This is a genomic window from Streptococcus sp. 10F2 (genome assembly GCF_054331515.2).
On the sequence record NZ_JBTGGE020000103.1, the window covers coordinates 1 to 1,532 of the forward strand.

Here is a 1,532-nt window from a genome sequence, read left to right on the forward strand (position 1 = left end):
GTAGTCAAGTAATTATAGCACTAACCTGAACGAAGTTCAGCGAACGCCTTTAGGCGTCGCTAGAGAGAACCGGCTTATAGCCGGTGTACAAGCCACCCGTTTTCACGGGTGGTTTTGACTTTTTACTTTAAAAATTTGGTATACTGGTTAGAATAAATGAAAAGAGGACGATTTATGGAGCAATTTTTTCATGAAAACTATCTTTCAAAACTTAAAGAAAATCCAGAACTTCTCATTGGAGTTGAATTAGAATTTCCAATTGTTCATTTACATGGGCAAGCAACGGATCATAGGCTGACAATATCTTTGCTTCGTCATCTTGTTCAGCTCTTAGATTTTTCCATTGTGAAGTTTGATGATGATAATCAGCCGATTGAGATTGTAGCTGCCAATGGAGATGTGATTCTTTTTGAAGTTAGCTACAATACCTTGGAGTTTGCATTTGCGAAAGCTGAGAATTTATTTGAAGTTGCTGGGCGTTTTCAGATCTACCTTGACGCTATTCAGTCCTTTCTAGCTCAATACGATCATCAGCTTGTGGGAGCAGGGATAAACCCCAATTGGGATATCAACGATAATCGACCTGTAGCGACAGGACGTTACCAAATGTTGATGCAGTATCTTTCTTTAGGAGAACAGCATGCTGAGCTTCATCCTTATATGGATTATGCAGCTTATATTTGTGGAAGTCAGGTTCAGTTTGATGTTAGTAGGAGTCAGTTTTTAAGGGTCTTAAATGCCTTTAATAAGATTGAAGCTGCAAAAGCCTATTTATTTGCGAACTCATCCTTTGAACCTCTGATGGGATGTAGTCTAGCTAGGGATTATCTTTGGGAAGCTTCTATGCATGGTTTGATTTCCCAGAATGTCGGAATTTATCCTAGCGATTTTGAATCAGAGGCAGATTATATTGATTTTAAAAGTCAATCTTCCTTGTTTTATACAATCCGAGATGGAGATTACATGTATTTCGAACCAATTCCGCTAAGGGAGTATTTAGGGCAAGATGAAATTCATGCATATGGAATAAATGGAGAGAGTCTGATGCTGAAGCCTGAGCCGCGTGATCTTAAGAATCATCGTTCCTACCATTATCAGGAGTTAACCAGAAGGGGAACTATTGAATTTCGGAGTATCTGCACTCAACCCTTGGACCTTACTTTTGCACCGGCAGCCTTTCATCTTGGGCTCTTGATGGAATTAGAAGCCTTGGAAGACTTGCTCGAACGTTCCTCATTTTTCAAAAGTATGGGTCATGATTATGTGCAATTGCGTAAAGATTTTTCTCGTCAAAATTTGAGTCCAAAAGAAAAAGAAGCGATTCAAGCCTTCTCAGAAGAGCTCCTTAGCTGCGCAAAGAAAGGTCTCCAGCAAAGAGGGTTGGGGGAAGAAGTTTTCCTAGAACGCTAAATTTCAAGTTGAAGTTAGCCACCGATAAGAAATTCCTTCGGTGACTTGTAGCCCAAGCATTTTTTAGGATAGTTGTTTATCCAATTTTCAATAAAGGCGACCTCTTTTGGGGTCGTTTCTTT

The 1,532-nt window shown here is 39.6% G+C and carries 1 protein-coding gene and 1 pseudogene; one reads left to right on the forward strand and one right to left on the reverse strand.

Annotated elements, in window-relative coordinates; translation table 11 throughout:
• Positions 1-174: 174 nt before the first annotated feature.
• Complete coding sequence (locus ACXM1Q_RS09195) at positions 175-1,410, forward strand: gamma-glutamylcysteine synthetase (protein WP_458517797.1); 1,236 nt, start codon at positions 175-177, stop codon at positions 1,408-1,410.
• Positions 1,411-1,424: 14 nt separating this feature from the next.
• Here the strand turns inward: ACXM1Q_RS09195 and ACXM1Q_RS09200 are convergent.
• A pseudogene (locus ACXM1Q_RS09200) lies at positions 1,425-1,532 on the reverse strand (IS30 family transposase); the annotation flags it as partial.